This window comes from Cytobacillus sp. FSL M8-0252, assembly GCF_038007345.1.
In the GTDB taxonomy this organism is placed as follows: domain Bacteria; phylum Bacillota; class Bacilli; order Bacillales; family Cytobacillaceae; genus Cytobacillus; species Cytobacillus kochii.
Genome location: NZ_JBBOWZ010000001.1, coordinates 3433787 through 3451975, shown reverse-complemented (window position 1 = coordinate 3451975; position 18189 = coordinate 3433787). Strand labels below are relative to the sequence as shown.

Genomic DNA, 18189 nt, shown 5'->3' with positions numbered 1-18189 from the left:
TTTCGCGAAAATAATATGCACTAGTAATCTCGGCAGACTGAAAGGATGCAAGGTTTTATCACTTACTATCGCGCTTCCGTTCGCCATACCTTTTACTATACCAATTAAAATTCCTACGCAGAATTACGAAAAGAATAGGCGAAATGTCGACGCAGCAAGGCGCAAACAAGGCGCCAACTCTTCCGTTTAGGCGGAACTGTATTATATACAAAAGGTGCGCGACAATATAAAAATAGCCTCCGATTATTCGGGGGCTTTAATTTCATTACGACAGGATTTATCAGAAACAATAATTTTAAATTTACTAAAATTGTTAGAATATACGCGTTGCCAAAAAGGATCGTTTTTATTATAGTGCTTTTCTAGCCATTCATCAGGAATTAGTTGAATTCCACTTTCATCTAAGAACTTACAAAAATCCTCTATATCTTTTAGCTTAAAAAGCCTGTTTCTAATTTCTGTTGTGGAAGGGTTGTTTAATAAATTCATTTCCTCATCGGATATACGGACTTGTCTGATTTTTCTTTTCTTGTTTTCCGGTAATTTAGGCCTTCCAAGTTCACTCTTATAAAAAAAGTTCACAAATTTTCCTGCTCGATGTTGGGTTATATACTCTTTAAGTACCTCGTGTGTTGTGCTATTTTTGGTTAATATATCTATAACTTCTTTTTGCGATAATTCTGTTGAACGAATAATAGTAGTTAAAGAAGCGCCATCTAAAAATTTTTTTATAACGCCTGCTTCCTCTTTGAATTTAGACATGAAAGAGCCTCCTTTTTGTGTATACATAATAATTACGTGATCCTATTGTATATACAATAAAACCTCCCGATACTTATTGTCAATACAAAAATAGCCCCGATTATTCGGAGGCTTTTACATCTTTAAAATCGATAAGTTTGTCAATATCAGCGATATCTAATACACTAGCGATTTCTTCTATTAGTTCTTTGTTGAGGGATTTGCGTTGATTGTTATATAACTCACTGATTGATGCGGTTCTAACGCGCTTCTCTATACCTCGCTTTTCCCTATCTTCATCAATAAGCCTAGCTAAATCCAGTTGCGTCATACCTCTATCTTTTAATACCTTGTCCAGTTTTATTTGCAATTTAACTCTCAATATTAAGCCCCTCCCTTCAATACTACCTGTATTATAAGATAAAAATAAGAATTTCGCAATTTCGTAATTATTATCATTGACATTACTAAATAACGTAATTATAATTAGGATATAAATTACTAAATAACGTAATTATGGAGGTTGTTCAAATGGGTATAATTTTTGCAACATTTTGGTTTGCATGGGCTGGAATTGTATCTGCAGCATTTATCGGATGGGTGGTGAGCGACAATGATTAGGCGTGAGGATGTGACGTTCATTGATTCACTTAGTGAACCAGTAATTCAAAATGTCGCCGTCATTAGCGAAAGAGTCATTGCAGAGAACGAAGGTGCTGGGTCCGTAAGCTTTACAGTGGCAAAGGAATCTATAGCGCAAGGAGTAAACGTCGACAGTCTGGCGGTTGTTGAGGAAAGCAAAGCGGTTGATTATGGTCGCGATTTACTGATTAATCTAATTTTAGGAGGAAAATGAACGATGAAAAAGGTTACAGTGCAGTATTTATTTGGTGGCGTAATAAATGAAATGGACAACGAGGTTGGCATCTTGTTTCCAAACGGAAAAGTATTCGTGGCAGGTAACGGTGAGCTGGGATTATACAACGCAATTGAAACGGAAAATCAAGACGTTGTGACAGTGGATTTGGATAATGATACAGAAGAGTTTATGCGCGAGAATCCAGCAGTCCTAATCGACTTATTGTCTGCAGTTTAAATTTGCGAAAAGGTGATCCGTGATGTCGGTGCATCGATGGCAAGGGTGCATCGGCAAGCGGCTTGAATGACACGCGACCCGGAATGGAGTTTATTATAGCGGCAAATATAGTAAGTTGTGTGCTGGGTCGTCACAAGTTGTCGGCCTATTTTCGTTTAAGGGGGGGTCGGTATTAATCGACAGGTACACCGCTTTGACATTTTGTCAAACTGGCGAAGCGATATTCGAGAAGTGGTACCGGTCTATGGGATACCGAAAAACCAGAGAAAGAGACGTTCGAAGAATTGCCGATGTCGGCAACTATATCAATAGTTTTTTGCTAGTTCAACGGTTGAACGACCAAACTCGTGATGTTTTTGAAAGACTGCCGCTTACGCTTTCCGAAGCTATACCAACGCGTAGCTGGCGAAGCAATATTCGAAATTGGTAAACGGTTAAAAAGTGTGCGCGATAATCCGCAAAAATATGGATTCGATGGTTTCCGCGATTGGGGAGAGTGGTGCAATAAGTCCTTGAATATAACGAGGAGGCACGCTAATGACTTCATCAAGGTATTTGACAGGTTCGAGAACCACGGTTCCCCGTTACCTGGTACAATATCCGCATTGCGTCTGTTGACAGTATACTCAAACGAAGAACTCGAAAAACCACGAGAAATGCCCATAATGAGCATTTAAAATCGCAATCGGCATAATGCCGAATTAAAAATCGCAATCTGATATTGCCGAGGATGATATTCCATCGCGCATCATAAATTCGAAGCTCGGATTGCCGGAGTTAAGTAGGAATCAGAAAGCCGCATTAGTTATCTTGCTTCATTACGAAGAAGAGAGGAGGAAAGCGAGGGAGCGGATGCTTTTGGGGAAGGCTATAGACCCTACTGAAAAACTTCAGGAGGGTGATCTGAGTGGGGAGACAGCAAAGATTCTATCAAAAAAGGTCGGAATCACATCTCGTTACATGTATCAACTACTAGCCGTCTACAAATCGCGCCTTGACTTATTTCAACTCGTAAAAGACGGAAAGTATTCCATTAATAAGGCGTACACGCAGATGAAGGCGGACGAAGCTCCGGAAGTAGTTGAGGAAGTTCCAGTCGAAATACTCGACGTTGACGAATGGCAAGCGGAATATCTCCTTATTGCGGAAAATGTAGAGCGACGAGGTCAAGCCGAATCTGACCCGATTAAAAAGGCGAGGATAGCTCAGTTTCTAAAGGAGTATTGGGGCGTTAAGAACGGACGGCCCGAAAAACTTGGACATAATGGGCAGGTTTCTAAAACAACGGCGGACATCGCAGAAACAATCGGAGAGTCGGAAAAGTCAACGCGTAGCTGGCGAGGCAATATTCGAAATTGGGCGACGGTTGCATGATGTTAAATATAACCCCCAAAAATACAGATTGCCGGTCGGAAGAGACAAGGAAGGGCGCGAGATTGTGGCGCGAGGTGCTTGGGGCGATTTTTTACGGGAAGCGAGCATTGATGAGAAGCAGGCGCCTATACTCATAAAGTTATACGTTGAATTAGGTGAAAGTAAATTCGTCACGGGACGAAATAACGGAATAAAAGCTCTATATGAAATCGCTCAACTTCCACCCGACCAACGAGACCAACCGCACACAGTCCCGTCAACAGGCGAAACAAAAACGGCAGATGAAATGACCGTCCGTGAGCTACGTGAGGTTAAGAAGGCGCTGAAAGAGGCGGAGAATGCGCGTGTTTTGTCAATATGTAGTATTTTGTTGAGGGTTTCCAACTATATATAGACGTTGTGCGCATAAAAAAAAGACCGCACAATCTGCCGCCAAAAAAAATAAAAAAAATATCAAAAAACTATTGAAAGTTTAATAGAAATAACCGATAATAAAGAAAGGAGTGTACCTATAAATATGCGAAATTATCCTATTTTTATTTCTTGATATTAGTATATTACCTATCGTTTATTATGTCAAGCGTATTTATAAAAAAATATTTTATCCACTTTGCGGAGGTTATCCGTTATTTCTTAGTAAGTAAGGGCGCGCTGAGTAGAAAGTTATCGCGTCATACTAACTAAGGGTGGAATTTTTTGAGCAGAACCAAAACCTCGCGCCTATAGTAAATGAGGGTTATTTTAAGTGTAGTAAAAAGATGTATAAGTAGGGAATAGTTTCTGGTGCGTCGCTCCCCCATTGCGGCGTACTAGGTTTTTATTTAAATGGGAGTTAAGAAAATTAACATGCGGGAGTGGTTTATGTGGACGCGATACTATTGAAATTCATCCGACAATCAAAGGGCATATCTCAAGCTGAACTAGCACGCATTACTGGTGTCAGTGCTGCGCTAATATGCCAGATAGAGAAAAACAAAAAGAATATAAGCGATAAGGTAAGGCGATCAGTTAACGACTATTTCGGCGCAGAGTATATAAGAACATGCCGAATTTTTATCGAACAAAACAAAAATGGGGGGATTTAAATGAGCGACAATTATCCGTTTGAAATTGCGAATGATTTTACGAAAAGTCCAAACTGTTTACGTAAGTTGTACTCGTATTACCCTGAGTTTACCGGTAACACGATCGTTGTTTATGAAATACTGTTGGCACGCTACAATTCGCAAATGGGCTATGCGTGGCCGACGATATGGCAAATCGCTCTCGAATCCGCGCAGAGTGAGTCAGGCGTAAAAAGACAGCTGCGCATATTAAAAAAAGTCGGTCTGCTTGTCGTTAGAAAGTCGGAAGTTGCGCGAAATAATACTTACGTGCCTCTCGCGCCCATAAGTGATGAGCAGGAATTTTGGCGAAAGTTTCCGGAAGCGAAAGCAGCCTACGATAAGCACCGGGATACGTTAAAAAAGAGTGAAAAATTGAGCAAAGGAAGGTGGGCAGCAAAGAAAGAATGACGCTATTATTGCTCATACAGCTAAAAATTAGACGTATATACAGTCAAAAATTAGACGTATATACAGTTAATTATTAGACGTTATTAAGATTTACTTATTAAGATTTACCGATAAAGATATACATTACGCCACATATTCGCTAACGCTCATATGTAACGTCGAGGGTTATATAATTAATTACTTTTCGCGAAAGGTATTAGAGACTAATAGATAAGAGATACAAGACTACAGCTAAAAATTAGACGTATAAAATGGGGGCATTTTAAAATGGGGAGAAAACCAATTAATCCAGGGAGTGGCGCGATTGAATTTGCTTTGCAATATGTAGATGGACTGTCTGAGGATTTGGCGCGACCGATTATCGATAAGTTAGTCGCAGGGAACTTGCATGATAGCGATGATAAACGTATAAAGAAATGCGATTGGTGCGGTTACTATTTTCGCGATAAGACAAAGCCTAATACGGCTAAGGTTTGCTGCCGTCAATGTAAATATAGCAAAAGTAACGCAGCCAAGGCAAAGAAGAAAGCTGACGAAGCTTTGCTCAATCCGACTAAAAAAGTTAACACATATACCTATTATGCGGATCATTTAGAGTATCCTTATTACGCAAATGAAAAATACATGCTCAGCCGCGCAGCCAGACACGAGGTACAAATGGCTCCTGCTAGTTTAGAAGTTATTCATCAGCTCATGTCGCGCAATTACAAAACAAAGTCGAAAAACACGCCGACTGATGGAAGTGATAAGTTCGAGGTCAGAGGTTTGAGACACGGACACTCATACGAAGAAGTTGTTATATCAAAGCTTGAGCCGGGCTACTTTGAAGAATTATACGGCGAGAGACACTTGGCGATGGAAAGATGGCGGGCGCAACAATTTAAGTGTAGTAAAAAAGTGCATAGTTAGGGAAAAGGTGCGGTTAGCCCTGATATTTTTTAGGGCAAAAAGTAAAGAAAAGGAGGATAAAGGTTATGAATGCAGAGAAGTTCAGAGCTCTACGGTTTTATTTAGGTATGACGCAACAGGAGTTTGCTAATTTAATAGGTGTATCTTCGGCCACTGTCGGAAGGGTTGAGACGGGAAGCTTGGATATTACACCGCGAGTAAAGGCGAAGCTTGCTCATATTAACATCGATGATGGTTTTATTGATTTTTATGAAAGAATGCGTAGTATTTCCTAATTTAACATTACACTAAAACAGGGAGGATGTCAACATGTGGAATCAAACGAATTATGGAAGTTAGAAACGGGTTGGCTCGCCGGTTGGACCACTGACCGCGACCTAATCCGACGTATCAAACGCTACAAGAAGGACTGGACGATCATGGCCGACTACTTTCGCGCTGGTCGACTTGAAGCGGTTCAATTTCGCATACCGATCGAGCAAAGGCGTGCAGCAGAGCGAATGTTTAACGTGACATATAATGAAGATAATCAAGCCGTTTGAGGCGTCTAAGGCGAATACCCTAGGCGTACTATTCAAACGTTTTTTTCGTGGCTAGAATCGGCTGTTTGGCTCGAAAATCTGTCAATTACACGTAGTTCCGAGGAGGGTTTGGATGGCATTTACTTATGAGATTATTCGCGGTAAAGATACGCGAAAACCGCAGCTTGCAAGAGTAACCTTTGACGACGGCACTAGCGTTGATTACCTTTTCGGCCATTATTTGAGCGAGCAAGCTATCGCCGATATGCTGCCTCGTTTGGTTATGGATGCGAAGGCAAGTCGTAGAAAGGCGGTGGGCTAATGAAGCGCAGGGTATTCGAGGTAAATATACAACGAACAGAAAACGCGTCAGCTATCGGAATTATTGAATGGAGCAATGATAGCAAGCAGTTATTTATCGCTAGTCTATTCTATGACAAAAAGCTCAGTCGTTCGGAGATATTTGACGCTTGGAATATTGCGGTTATCAACGAACTAGACTCCGGTGAGCATACGCTGGTTAGAACGAATGATATCAGCGCTAGGAGTAGGCGAAGGCTCAAGTATCCGCGTAATCTAATGAAGTTTGTTGCAAAAGGGCATTTGATGCCGGCGAAAGAGTTGGCGTGCGATGCGTTAATAAGGAAAACGAATATAAAGGAGAGATTTTAATGATTAAAGCGGAGGAATTTAAAGAGACGCTAGAAGCAGTAGCACACGCGAAGAAAGAGGTATATGTAGAAACGCTAAAAAACGAACTAACCAACGCAATGATTGACGCAGATATTATCAATTTATTTACTAAGGTCGCGAATCATGATGCGGACGCGATCGGTGAACTAGCGAAAAGACTAAAGGAGGAAAAATAATAATGAGTAAATATGAAAAGATGACTAAATCACTTGAGAGAATGCAGGAAATTAGAGGCGGTATCACACAGACGGTATTAGATTACAGCAAGTTAGTAGAAGAACAAACAATGCCAATAGAGAACGACGTCGACCTAAGCCCGACTGGACGTATTAAAAAGGTAACTGAAGCAAAGAAAGCGCTAGGAGAAGGGTTTATGGATTTCGCGCGTAAGTTAAAGGATGATTATCAAAAGGAATCAATCTCCGCGAAGGTTGCCGCCGAAGACATTCTTAATCAAGTCCCGAAAGCTCCGTCAGATTCCTCACTTAAGACATTCGAACGTATTCTCGCGAGTTTGAAGTTAGACATAAAGTTGGGTCGATCGGATTCGATTTCTTTAGGAAAGCTAAAGTCTTTTGTGGCTACAATTGACCAACCATACTTTGCGCAGAGGATAGTCGATGACTATGGCGATATTATCGGCTTGTTCGACGGCTTGGCGGAAATAAAACCGGAATTAAGCCTACTTTTGGAATCGCTACGAGACAAAGCAAAAACAGACGAGCAAAAGCATGCAGAACAAGTATTGCAGACGATAGACAACGAGTATAGCCGCGACCTATTTACGCGAGGACTGGTAATGGATACTTTACACGATACGTTCGGTCATGAAGTTGCCGACTATGCTAATCAACCACACCTACACAAAGGAGATGATGCGTAATGGAAAAACAACAACTTTATTTGCTCAGCGCAGATGGCGGCAACGCAGCCGGTAATATCTACGAATATAGCGATCAAGATGCGAAGATTTTACTCGAAAAAGGGAAAGCCGTTAAAGTAGACTTTCCGAAGTTGAAGTCCTATGAAACGGAAATAAATAGTCTAATGAAGCGCTATAAAGAGCAATGCGATGCATTGAAGGGGAATCCGCGTTATGCAGATAACGAGTCTGAGCGCGAGTTTCAATTGAAGGAGTTAAGACGAAAGTTAGACGAGGAAGTTGCGACGCAACGGGAGGACTACGCGGTCGAGTTAGAAGCTACTTATCGCGAAGCAGCAACGAAAGCATTTTCGTTTGAGACAAGCGAGGAGGGCGTGAAGTTTGCCGAAGCAGTATCGTTGCAGCTCGACCTTGGCATCGGTCAGGATGTTGCGGAAATGTTGAAAGTGGCTATCGCAAGCGCTACTGATGCTGAAAAGGTTGGCTTGTTGACGCAGTGGTCTAAGTTATCGCAGAAGCTCGAAGAAAACGGCGTTAATAGCATAACAATTCAAGATATTGAGGCCGACTTAAAAAAATCTACTGGACTAGACGAAGCCGCATTGCAATTTAAGATACTTGGAACGATTAAGGAGACGCAGAATCCTGCGGTAGCATATACGAATATGCTTGCGGTTGAAAAACTAAGGGAGGAAGCAGAATGAGCGACTTCGAAAAGAAAGTAGCAGAAAGAATGAAGCAAAAGGAAGTTAAGGGCGTTGATCCTAGCCCATCTAATCCAACTAGAAGCAAGCCTCGGCCAGTAGATAACGAGCAAACGGGCAGAAGCTTATACCAACGATTAAAACAAGCGGGAAAAATACGGAACAAATAAGGCGCCTAATTTTGGGCGTCTTTTTAATTTTATATACGGGGGAGATTAAATGATTTATTTTATGTATAGTCGCGCAACAAAAGGCGGCGGCGCACTCGTGAAAACAACTAAAAGTGGCGGAGGAACAACGGCAACAAGTTCAGCAGGCGGTGGCGTTAGTACATCAACCGCAAGTGGCGGAGGCAGTTCTCAGACTTCGAGTGGGGGCGGAGGCACGCGGTCGACAACAAGCACACGAAGCTTCGCCCAGCTAAACTTGATGACGTTAGGACCTGAGACAGTTAGCGGCAGTTATCACGTGCATGAGGTACAAATACCGGGGGACAGGTTTAATCATTCGCATGATATTACGATAGGGAGCCACACACACACTGTAAACATTCCATCACATACGCACAATTTCGATGTACCTAACCACCATCATGACGTAACTATCCCAAATCATTCTCACGAAATTGAACTACCCGATCATACACACGAGATTGAGCACGCCATATACACGCTGGACCGACTACCAACTGCTTGCAAAATTGTAGTTGATGGTAACACGGTGCCTCATACTGCTATAAGCGGAACTAACATCGATTTAATAGATTACTTGAAAAAGGACACTAGCGGTAAGGTTATGCGAGGCTGGCATGAAATAGAGATAACGCCAAACGGACTTGGACGAATTAACGCGCAAGTAACAACGCAATTCTTTATGCAATCACGCGGAGGGGGAAGCTACTGATGAGCCTTGTAATAGCTTTCGCAACTACGGATTTCACCTTAATGGTGGGAGATCACCGCTGTACGCACATTCGCGATGATAATGTTTATTATGATGCGGCAATCAAGGTATATAACGTTAATAGTAAAGTGATTACGGGCTTTACCGGCGACGTAGATGCCACGATGAACCTCGTCAAACATATCCCGGATATTGAGAAGGACGCGACTATCGAACATGTTGCGCAAAGGTTGAAGGAGCTAGTGCCAAAGGACGCTTATCTGACGATGATACTGAGCGGCGTAGATAAGGACGGAAATATGCGGATCGTAGAAATGGGGCATAGAGATAATTTCGCGCAGCATATAACGGACCTTCCCAAGGGAGAAGTGCGTTGGTTATCAAGCTATGCCTACGTGAATCCTAACGACATGATCGAGGAAGAGTTTGCGAAGTTATCAGAATGCAATCCGCAAGAGGTGGCGCAGATGATTAAAAGAATTGTCGCGAAAGTATCGGAAGATGATATACGCGTAAGTAAAAACGCATCAATTGTTGGAATTATTAAGGAGGAATAACATGAGTAATCATCAAGCAACAATCGCAGAACTGAAAGCAAGAATCGAACAGATGCGCCGTGACCGCGTAGCTGCAGGCAAGCCAGCCGATCCGCCTGCGCCTTTCTTTCCACTTCCGTTAGCGGTTGTGACATCCGAAAGAATGCCGGACTACTTTGCTTTTATAGTGAAATATGCGCAAATCATCGACGAAACCAACGTAATCCCTGTGGGAGTCGATTGTGCGAAGTTTGAGCGTCATTATGGCGACTTTGATTTATTAGCCTACACGGATTGCGCTGATTCAAGCAAAACGTCTATATGGGCGAGGAGTATATACGGCGCCTTAAGGGAAATCGCGAAGTTCAGCAAGGGACAGGAAGAGTTATCGCCAGAGCAGGCGCTACAATCGATTTATAAGTGCATCCGACTAGCGAAGATAGGAAAACCGCCTACTAGCGACGCAACAATCGAGAAGGAATGTCAGATGTATCGCGATGATGAAGCGCTTTACAAGGCGGAGGTAGCCAAGTGGCGCGGACATTATGCGAAAATTAAGGAGGATGAATAAATGATTACACTGAACGAAATTAAAGCAAATTTAACGCCGGAACAGATGAAAGTTGCGCAGGGCATCGTTGAGAACGAGTTTTTAGGGAAAAAGAAGCTGAGCTACGAGGATTTAGCCGAATCGCTCGGAGTTTCAACGCGAACTCTCTATAATTGGCGCCGAGATAGGTACTTTACGCTATATCAGTCTTATCTAGCGGATCATGAGCTCGATAACTTTATGCCGACGGCCGTCGCGAAATTGAAGGAATCAATTGAAGGGCGGTCAAGTAACGGCATTCCGAGTATGAAGGCTTTAGAACTCTATCTGAAGCTGACTGGGCGCCTAGTTGATAAGAAGGAAATTGTAAAGTCGGAGGAGAATACTTCAAGATTACGTGTGACACGCGAAGATATCAGTAAAGACTTGGCGAACTTAGATAAGATGCTTAATTAATGCAAGGACTGCCTTCGGGCGGTCGATACATATGCTTGAGATTGCGTCTGTGACGAAATTATTTTTAATTTTGCGCATAATTATCCGTCTAATGCTTGTATATAATAGAAGAAAATGCTAATATTTAGTCAATCGGTCAGTTGAACGTTCAATGTCCGTGTCAACAATCGTTCTATATAACGAGTGAAATGACGTGACTATGACGGAACGGGAGTTCGAATCTCTCCTGGGACGCCATTAGCTACATATTTATCTACCAACACTAGCGTTGATTCCTGTGAAAACTTGGATTAGCGCTTTTTTTATTTCAGCTAGAGATCGATTTCATATTAGACTTCTCCATAAGTAATCTTCCTTTGTTGTTTTTCATCCTCAATTAAAAACCCAAAGAAACAACTATAAAAATACTATATTGAAATAATAGTGATAAGATGCACTGAATAAAAACATCCTCAAATACTGGTGATTTTTATCGAATGATGTAACGATGAGTCAGCATATGGTAGAAGTTATCACGTTTGTATGTGATTAAATATTAAAAAAATGGATTAACATGAAATGGTCTCTGAAGGTTGTAGTTTCTTTGTATAGTATTTATCGTAAATGAACGCACATGATTTATCTTGTAATAGCCTTCAATTAGTCGCGTTCTTTTGCTCATGAGCTGTTCAAATACCCCCATCCTAAAAGTACTTCACTTGCTATTCTCGCATGCCACAGAATGAATAAATCAATAAAAAATTTTGTCCAATTAAAAGGTTAATAGATCAATGATGTAAGCGGATACACGAAAACAGATTAATCTAAATTATCAAATAATTTTTCGAAAAGGTGTTGACGACTTTTAAAAATGGGCGTAAGATAGTCCTCAACAAAGCAAAGCACAATAAAATAAATCGAAAATGAAATTGGAAGCAGCGTTATTTTCCTTTTATTTTTACAAACGAAATTTTAGTGGTTTAAAGTGAGAAACTAAAAGCGTTGATGAGGATAAGTAGTTTTTTGATGTAGGTTTTGCAGAGAGCCGGGCAAGCTGGAAACCGGTAAACCAGTCTTAAAATGAACTCACCTCGGAGTGGAGACTTGAACAATGATAAGTAGAGTCTTCCGGGTCGAAGGAACCCGTTATCTAAGCTTAGCAGTTATTATGCTGTTACTGAGTGCGCGTGGAGATTTAAAACGCGAACAAGGGTGGTACCGTGGAATGGTGATCAAAGCCTTTTCATCCCTTGACCAATGATTGGTCAATGAGGGATGGAGAGGCTTTTTTATATTTAATTTAATTTTATTAAGGAGGTTAAAGAGCGATGGTGCGGGAAGCTGCCTTAACAGAAGAAGTGAAAACAAAGCTTGAGACGATTACAGGCGCAGACTTATTAATGGATGCGTTAGAAAGGGAAAATGTAGAAGTCGTCTTTGGCTACCCTGGCGGAGCGGTTTTGCCGATTTACGATAAGATTTATGATGCGAAATTCCTTCATGTTCTCCCTAGACATGAACAAGGCGGCATACATGCTGCAGAAGGTTACGCAAGAATTTCAGGTAAGCCTGGTGTCGTCATTGCAACATCCGGGCCTGGAGCAACGAATATCGTAACAGGTTTGGCTGATGCGATGATGGACTCATTACCAATTGTAGCTTTTACAGGTCAAGTAGCAACAAGTGTGATTGGTTCAGATGCTTTCCAAGAAGCAGATATATTAGGAATTACCACACCGATTACAAAATATAATTTTCAAATTCGCCAATTGGAGGATATTCCAAGAGTCATTAAAGAAGCGTTCTATATTGCAAAGACAGGCAGACCCGGTCCAGTGCTCATTGATATTCCTAAAGATATAGCTTCGACGATTACCGAAAGGCCCGAAGAAGTAGAAATGGAGTTACCGGGTTATCAACCGACATTAAAGCCTAATCGCCTTCAGATTCGTAAGCTCTCAGATGCGATAGGAGCAGCACAGAAACCAGTTATTTTAGCGGGGGCAGGCATTCTTCATTCGAAGGGGGCAAACGAACTCTTACAGTATGTAAAAAAAACAAAAATACCCGTTGTCCATACATTACTTGGTCTTGGTGGTTTTCCAAGTGATCATCCATTATTCATAGGCATGGCTGGCATGCACGGCTGTTACACAGCAAATATGGCTCTTTCTCAATGTGACTTATTGATTAATATTGGTGCAAGGTTCGATGACCGTTTAACAGGTAATTTGGAACACTTTGCTCCGAATGCTAAGGTTGCTCATATCGATATTGACCCTGCAGAAATTGGTAAAAATGTACCGACAGTTATTCCGGTTGTAGCAGACGCAAAGGCTGCGCTTCTCGCACTTCTTCAAGAAGAATGTAATGAACCAGCTCATAGCGAATGGATGGAGACATTAAAACAGTGGAGTGTTGCACATCCTTTCCATTATGATAAAGCATCACCAAAGTTAAAGCCGCAAAGAGTAATGGAGCTCTTGTATGAAAACACGAAGGGCGAAGCGATTGTAACGACAGATGTCGGTCAACACCAAATGTGGGCTGCGCAATACTATCGCTTTAAACATGCGGATAGGTGGGTTACATCTGGTGGGCTTGGAACGATGGGATTTGGTTTACCTTCTAGTATTGGCGCTCAAATTGCTGATCCAGATAGTTGTGTGCTTGCCATTGTCGGTGATGCAGGCTTTCAAATGTCAACACAGGAATTAGCAGTTATACAAGAAATGAACTTACCGATAAAAATCGCAATATTCAATAATCAATCCTTAGGGATGGTTAGACAATGGCAGGAGTTTTTCTATGAATCACGTTTTTCACATAGCAAGATTCCGGTTCAACCTGATTTTGTGAAGCTAGCTGAAGCTTACGATATTAAAGGTTATACCATAACGACAGAAGAAGAAGCAGAGAGAGTGTTAGCTGAAGTATTACACACAAGAGAGCCTGTATTGCTAGATTTCCGTGTCGATGCTGACGAAAATGTCTTTCCAATGATCGCTCCGGGTAAAGGGATTCATGAGATGGTAGGTGTGAAAGAATGAAGAGAATCATATCGCTCCTTGTTTTAAATAAACCTGGTGTACTTAATCGAATTACTAATTTATTTTCTAAACGTAATTATAATATCGAAAGTATTTCAGTGGGTTTATCTGAACAGGAGGGGATGTCAAGAATCACATGTGTAATTTATGTAGAGTCCGACCAACAAAGTGAGCAAATTACGAAACAGCTCAATAAACAGATAGACATACTGAAAGTGACGGATATTACAAATCAAGCAGTGGTTGCTAGAGAACTAGCTTTGATAAAGGTACAGTCTAATCCGCACTCAAGAAATGAGATTTATTCTTTAATTGAACCTTTCAGAGCTTCTGTCATTGACGTAAGCAAAGATAGTTTAGTCATCCAAATCACAGGAGAATCTGAAAAAATCGAAGCTTTCCTAGAGTTAATTAAGCCTTATGGTATTAAAGAGATTGCTAGAACGGGTACAACAGCATTCCCAAGAGGGACACAAAGACAGCCGCAACAAAAACATAATTTTTCAATTGTATAAAAAAATAAATGATGAAAAGAGGAGAATGAATAATGGCTAAAATGTACTATAACGGAGATGCAAATGAGAACTACTTAAACGGGAAAACAGTAGCAGTAATTGGATACGGATCACAAGGTCATGCGCATGCGCAAAATATGAGAGATAGCGGTGTAGAGGTAGTAATCGGCTTAAGGCAGGGAAAATCATGGCAGACAGCAGTTGAAGATGGCTTTCAAGTTTACTCAGTAGGAGAAGCGACTGCTAAAGCAGATATCGTAATGATTTTATTACCAGATGAATTGCAAACGAAAGTATATAAAGAAGAAATCGAACCAAATTTAACCAATCAAGCATTAATGTTTGCTCACGGATTTAATATCCATTTTAATCAAATCGTTCCACCGAAAGAAAGTGATGTTTTATTAGTCGCACCAAAAGGACCAGGTCATTTAGTAAGAAGAACATATGAAGAGGGAGCAGGTGTACCAGCGTTATTCGCCGTTCACCAAGATGTATCAGGTGAAGCAAGAGAATTAGCACTAGCTTATGCAAGAGCAATTGGGGCACTAAGAGCTGGGGGCTTAGAAACGACATTTAAAGAAGAGACAGAAACAGATTTATTTGGAGAACAGGCAGTATTATGTGGCGGACTGACTTCTCTTGTTAAAGCAGGATTTGAAACGTTAACGGAAGCAGGTTATCAGCCGGAACTCGCTTACTTTGAATGTCTCCATGAACTCAAATTAATTGTTGACCTTATGTATGAAGGTGGATTAGAAGGAATGAGATATTCTATTTCTGATACAGCACAATGGGGAGATTTCGTCAGTGGCCCACGGGTTGTAGATGAACGGGTAAAAGCAGAAATGAAAGAAGTATTAAAAGATATTCAAGAAGGCAAATTTGCTAAAGGCTGGATTATGGAAAACCAGGTGAATCGTCCGGTGTTTACAGCTATTAATGCAAAAGAAAGTGAACATGAAATTGAAAGAGTTGGTAGAGAGCTTCGCAAAATGATGCCATTCGTCCAAAACAATAAAAAGAAAGAAGTGGTGAGCAGTGCAACAAATTAATATATTCGATACAACGCTTAGAGATGGAGAACAATCAGCAGGAGTCAACTTGAACTTCTCTGAGAAATTAGAGATTGCTAGACAGCTAGAAAGACTGAGTGTAAACATCATCGAAGCAGGTTTTCCAGCCGCGTCTAAAGGAGACTTTGGATCGGTAAAATCTATTGCAGAAACAGTAAAGAACGCTTCTGTAACAGGTTTAGCGAGAACGGTTTTATCGGATATAGATGCAGCATGGGACTCATTGAAGGGAGGAGCCGAACCAAGGCTCCATACCTTCTTAGCAACTAGCCCTATCCATCGTGATTACAAACTTAAAATGACAAAAGAGCAAGTAGTGGAAACGGCAGTTAACACCGTTAAGTATGCGGCGGAACGCTTCTCCATTGTGCAATGGTCAGCAGAGGATGCTTCAAGGACGGAATTGCCCTTCTTGGCAGAAATCGTGGAGAAAGTCATCCAAGCAGGAGCGAGGGTGATCAACATCCCGGACACAGTCGGATATGCAACACCGAAGGAATACGGAGAGATTTTTAAATATTTAAAAAATAATGTCCCATCTATCGATAAAGTAGCATTATCTGCTCATTGCCATGATGATCTAGGGATGGCGACAGCGAATTCTTTAGCTGCGATCGAAAATGGTGCGACACAAATAGAGGGAACGATTAACGGAATTGGTGAGCGAGCGGGCAATGCAGCGCTTGAGGAAATAGCTGTCGCCCTTCACATCAGAAAAGATTTCTATAATGCCCAAACAACGTTAAACCTAGGGGAGATTAGCCGAACAAGTAGCCTTGTAAGCAAACTTTCCGGAATGCCGGTCCCAGCAAATAAAGCCGTTATTGGAGCAAACGCTTATGCTCATGAATCTGGTATACATCAAGATGGCGTATTAAAAGAAGTAACCACTTATGAAATTATTTCACCGCAATTAGTCGGTGTGCAATCTAACTCTCTTGTTCTTGGTAAACATTCAGGACGACATGCATTTAAAAATCGTTTAGACGAATTAGGTTTAGATGTGGCAGATGAAGATATCAAACCACTATTTACCGTATTCAAAGATTTAGCCGATCGCAAAAAAGAGATGACAGATGAAGACTTAGTCGCCCTTGTGCTAGAAGAAAAATTGTCGAAGGAACAAAGATTCTATGAATTAATTCAAATCCAAATTCAGTACGGTACGAATCAAGTGCCGACAGCAACGGTTACATTATCCGGTAGCGATAATCAAGTGATACAAGAAGCAGGTACGGGTGCAGGTAGTATTGAGGCACTATATAACACATTAGAAGCAAGTGTGAATGGTGAGATTAATTTACTCGATTATCGCATTCAATCAGTTGGTGCCGGTAGAGATGCACTTGCGCAAGTGTTCGTTAAGTTAGCTTACCAAGGGGTAGAAACGAGTGGTAGAGGGCTCGCTCAAGATGTGCTAGAAGCATCAGCAAAAGCCTATTTAAATGCAGTTAACCGAGTCATATATATGAAGGAAAAAACGGAACCAGCTATGCAGAATAGTTAACTTACACTTTAATCGGAGGGATAAAAGATGAAAAAACGTATCGCTGTACTACCAGGAGACGGGATCGGGAAAGAAGTTGCAAAGGGAGCAGTTGAAATTCTCCAAGCAGTCGGAGAGCGCTATAATCACCAATTTGAATTTGCTTATGGTATGATTGGCGGCCATGCGATTGATGAAAAAGGCAAACCACTTCCGGAAGAAACCATTCAACTTTGCAAAGAAAGCGATGCGATTCTTTTAGGAGCAGTGGGTGGTCCTAAATGGGATCAAGTAAATCCTGATATCCGTCCGGAGAGAGGGTTATTACAAATCCGTAAAGAGCTTAATCTATATGCCAATCTTCGTCCAACAACTTATTTTGAAAGTTTGGCGAAATCTTCTCCTCTAAAAGATGAAGTAATCCAAGGTGTAGACTTATTGATGGTACGCGAATTAACTGGCGGATTATATTTTGGTCAACCGAGTGAACGCATGGATGCTAACGGGGAGTCTGCGGTAGTCGATACATTATTTTATAAAAAAGCAGAAATGAAGCGAGTAATCGAAAAAGCGTTTATTTTAGCAGATAAGAGAAGAAAAAAAGTCACATCTATTGATAAAGCAAACGTTCTTGAATCAAGTAGGATGTGGAGGGAAACAGCAGAGGAAGTGGCAAAAGATTATCCCCATGTGTATCTTGAGCATATGTTAGTTGACAATGCGGCGATGCAGATGGTGACAAATCCTAAACAGTTTGATGTTGTCGTAACCGAGAATATGTTTGGTGATATTTTAAGTGATGAGGCTTCCGTTTTAACCGGTTCATTAGGTATGCTACCATCTGCTAGTTTATCTGAGAATGGTCCATATTTATTTGAACCGATTCATGGTTCGGCACCTGATATCGCTGGGAAAAACGTGGCCAATCCGTTAGCAATGATTTTATCTGCTGCAATGATGCTTCGTGAATCGTTCGGGTTAGAAACAGAAGCGAATGAAGTAGAACGTGCTGTAAAGCAAGTGTTAGATGCAGGCTTTAGAACGAGTGATATTGCGGAGTTCGGCCAACAAGTGACATCGACAACAGAAATGATTGCGGAAGTAAAAGCGATGCTACTTGATAATGAAGCCATTATGCATATTATGGGTGCGTACGCTTAAATAATGAAGAAGGGACACGGCCCTATTGTGGGTCCGTGTTTC

The 18189-nt window shown here is 41.3% G+C and carries 25 protein-coding genes and 1 other annotated feature; of the genes, 23 read left to right on the top strand and 2 right to left on the bottom strand.

Features of this window, described 5'->3' with window-relative positions; all coding sequences use genetic code 11:
* Positions 1-243: 243 nt before the first annotated feature.
* Together MKX83_RS17390 and MKX83_RS17385 are read right to left on the bottom strand one after the other, a co-directional pair.
* The gene (locus MKX83_RS17390) at positions 244-762 is read right to left on the bottom strand and encodes a hypothetical protein (RefSeq protein WP_341056673.1); all 519 of its coding nucleotides are present in this window, start codon (positions 760-762) and stop codon (positions 244-246) included.
* A 100-nt stretch (positions 763-862) separates the two neighbouring features.
* Positions 863-1123, bottom strand: a complete 261-nt coding sequence (locus MKX83_RS17385; RefSeq protein ID WP_341056671.1) for a helix-turn-helix domain-containing protein — start codon at positions 1121-1123, stop codon at positions 863-865.
* Between the two features lie 231 nt (positions 1124-1354).
* Here MKX83_RS17385 and MKX83_RS17380 point away from each other — a divergent pair, with 231 nt between their 5' ends.
* From MKX83_RS17380 to leuB, 23 genes are all read left to right on the top strand, one after another.
* Complete coding sequence (locus MKX83_RS17380; protein ID WP_341056670.1) at positions 1355-1597, top strand: hypothetical protein; 243 nt, start codon at positions 1355-1357, stop codon at positions 1595-1597.
* Positions 1598-1600: 3 nt separating this feature from the next.
* Positions 1601-1837 (top strand): hypothetical protein, encoded by a 237-nt coding sequence (locus MKX83_RS17375; protein ID WP_341056669.1) that lies wholly within the window; start codon positions 1601-1603, stop codon positions 1835-1837.
* A gap of 768 nt (positions 1838-2605) precedes the next feature.
* On the top strand, positions 2606-3211 hold the full coding sequence (locus MKX83_RS17370) for a hypothetical protein (protein WP_341056668.1): 606 nt from the start codon (positions 2606-2608) through the stop codon (positions 3209-3211).
* A complete protein-coding gene (locus MKX83_RS17365) occupies positions 3204-3605 on the top strand; it encodes a pathogenicity island protein (protein ID WP_341056667.1) in 402 nt (133 codons plus the stop codon). The genes MKX83_RS17370 and MKX83_RS17365 overlap by 8 nt, the downstream gene beginning before the upstream one ends.
* Before the next feature lie 469 nt (positions 3606-4074).
* Positions 4075-4296, top strand: coding sequence for a helix-turn-helix domain-containing protein (locus tag MKX83_RS17360; RefSeq protein WP_341056666.1), 222 nt, complete (start codon positions 4075-4077; stop codon positions 4294-4296).
* A complete protein-coding gene (locus MKX83_RS17355) occupies positions 4297-4725 on the top strand; it encodes a hypothetical protein (protein WP_341056664.1) in 429 nt (142 codons plus the stop codon). It begins immediately after the preceding gene.
* Between the two features lie 267 nt (positions 4726-4992).
* Positions 4993-5634 carry a hypothetical protein gene (locus tag MKX83_RS17350; RefSeq protein WP_341056663.1) on the top strand — a complete coding sequence of 214 codons (642 nt, stop codon included), beginning with the start codon at positions 4993-4995 and terminating at the stop codon, positions 5632-5634.
* A gap of 65 nt (positions 5635-5699) precedes the next feature.
* The gene (locus MKX83_RS17345; protein WP_341056662.1) at positions 5700-5909 is read left to right on the top strand and encodes a helix-turn-helix transcriptional regulator; all 210 of its coding nucleotides are present in this window, start codon (positions 5700-5702) and stop codon (positions 5907-5909) included.
* Positions 5910-6053: 144 nt separating this feature from the next.
* Complete coding sequence (locus MKX83_RS17340; protein ID WP_341056659.1) at positions 6054-6176, top strand: hypothetical protein; 123 nt, start codon at positions 6054-6056, stop codon at positions 6174-6176.
* Between the two features lie 112 nt (positions 6177-6288).
* On the top strand, positions 6289-6477 hold the full coding sequence (locus MKX83_RS17335; protein WP_341056658.1) for a hypothetical protein: 189 nt from the start codon (positions 6289-6291) through the stop codon (positions 6475-6477).
* Entirely contained in the window at positions 6477-6827 is a 351-nt protein-coding gene (locus MKX83_RS17330; RefSeq protein ID WP_341056656.1) for a hypothetical protein, read from the top strand. Before MKX83_RS17335 ends, MKX83_RS17330 begins: the two co-directional genes overlap by 1 nt.
* Positions 6827-7024 (top strand): hypothetical protein, encoded by a 198-nt coding sequence (locus MKX83_RS17325; RefSeq protein WP_341056654.1) that lies wholly within the window; start codon positions 6827-6829, stop codon positions 7022-7024. Before MKX83_RS17330 ends, MKX83_RS17325 begins: the two co-directional genes overlap by 1 nt.
* Before the next feature lie 2 nt (positions 7025-7026).
* Positions 7027-7731, top strand: coding sequence for a hypothetical protein (locus MKX83_RS17320; RefSeq protein WP_341056652.1), 705 nt, complete (start codon positions 7027-7029; stop codon positions 7729-7731).
* Positions 7731-8435 carry a hypothetical protein gene (locus MKX83_RS17315; protein ID WP_341056651.1) on the top strand — a complete coding sequence of 235 codons (705 nt, stop codon included), beginning with the start codon at positions 7731-7733 and terminating at the stop codon, positions 8433-8435. Before MKX83_RS17320 ends, MKX83_RS17315 begins: the two co-directional genes overlap by 1 nt.
* Positions 8432-8605: a hypothetical protein gene (locus MKX83_RS17310; RefSeq protein WP_341056650.1), complete on the top strand. Its 174-nt coding sequence runs from the start codon at positions 8432-8434 to the stop codon at positions 8603-8605. Before MKX83_RS17315 ends, MKX83_RS17310 begins: the two co-directional genes overlap by 4 nt.
* 732 nt (positions 8606-9337) lie before the next feature.
* Positions 9338-9895 (top strand): hypothetical protein, encoded by a 558-nt coding sequence (locus MKX83_RS17305; RefSeq protein ID WP_341056648.1) that lies wholly within the window; start codon positions 9338-9340, stop codon positions 9893-9895.
* Between the two features lies 1 nt (position 9896).
* A complete protein-coding gene (locus MKX83_RS17300; RefSeq protein WP_341056647.1) occupies positions 9897-10445 on the top strand; it encodes a hypothetical protein in 549 nt (182 codons plus the stop codon).
* Positions 10446-10880: a phBC6A51 family helix-turn-helix protein gene (locus MKX83_RS17295; protein ID WP_341056645.1), complete on the top strand. Its 435-nt coding sequence runs from the start codon at positions 10446-10448 to the stop codon at positions 10878-10880.
* 972 nt (positions 10881-11852) lie between these two features.
* Positions 11853-12113: a binding site (T-box leader), on the top strand.
* A 74-nt stretch (positions 12114-12187) separates the two neighbouring features.
* Positions 12188-13909, top strand: a complete 1722-nt coding sequence (gene ilvB, locus MKX83_RS17290) for an acetolactate synthase large subunit (RefSeq protein WP_341056644.1) — start codon at positions 12188-12190, stop codon at positions 13907-13909.
* On the top strand, positions 13906-14424 hold the full coding sequence (gene ilvN, locus MKX83_RS17285) for an acetolactate synthase small subunit (protein WP_341056642.1): 519 nt from the start codon (positions 13906-13908) through the stop codon (positions 14422-14424). The genes ilvB and ilvN overlap by 4 nt, the downstream gene beginning before the upstream one ends.
* A 32-nt stretch (positions 14425-14456) precedes the next feature.
* Positions 14457-15479, top strand: coding sequence for a ketol-acid reductoisomerase (ilvC, locus tag MKX83_RS17280; protein ID WP_095372361.1), 1023 nt, complete (start codon positions 14457-14459; stop codon positions 15477-15479).
* Positions 15466-17007 (top strand): 2-isopropylmalate synthase, encoded by a 1542-nt coding sequence (locus MKX83_RS17275; RefSeq protein WP_341056641.1) that lies wholly within the window; start codon positions 15466-15468, stop codon positions 17005-17007. The genes ilvC and MKX83_RS17275 overlap by 14 nt, the downstream gene beginning before the upstream one ends.
* A 27-nt stretch (positions 17008-17034) precedes the next feature.
* Positions 17035-18147 (top strand): 3-isopropylmalate dehydrogenase, encoded by a 1113-nt coding sequence (gene leuB / locus MKX83_RS17270; protein ID WP_307312699.1) that lies wholly within the window; start codon positions 17035-17037, stop codon positions 18145-18147.
* The last annotated feature ends 42 nt before the right edge of the window (positions 18148-18189 follow it).